This window comes from Flavobacterium sharifuzzamanii (assembly GCF_003254585.1).
Lineage (GTDB): Bacteria > Bacteroidota > Bacteroidia > Flavobacteriales > Flavobacteriaceae > Flavobacterium > Flavobacterium sharifuzzamanii.
The window spans coordinates 1-239 of record NZ_QJGZ01000008.1; the positions used below are offsets into that span (position 1 = coordinate 1).

A 239-nucleotide genomic window follows, 5' to 3' on the forward strand; every position below is an offset into this window, starting at 1 on the left:
CTACTGCTCCAACTTGGACAACTGCTGCCGGTTCTTTAAATGCAACTTTAGAATGCAGCGATGCAGCTGGACTTGCTGCTGCTCAGGCTCAATTCCCAACAGCTTCTGACCTTTGCGATGCTGATGTTGCTAACATCACTAAAGTAAGCGGACAGTTCGTTGCCTCTGAAGGTTGCGGAAACGCTGGAACTTACACTAATACTTGGACAGTTAAAGATGACTGCGGAAATACTTCTGAC

The 239-nt window shown here is 46.9% G+C and carries 1 protein-coding gene; it reads left to right on the top strand.

The genetic code is table 11. The annotated features are described in order from the left end of the window. A partial coding sequence (locus tag DMA14_RS00040; protein WP_157957631.1) for a hypothetical protein occupies nucleotides 1–239 on the top strand: 239 nt, incomplete at both ends.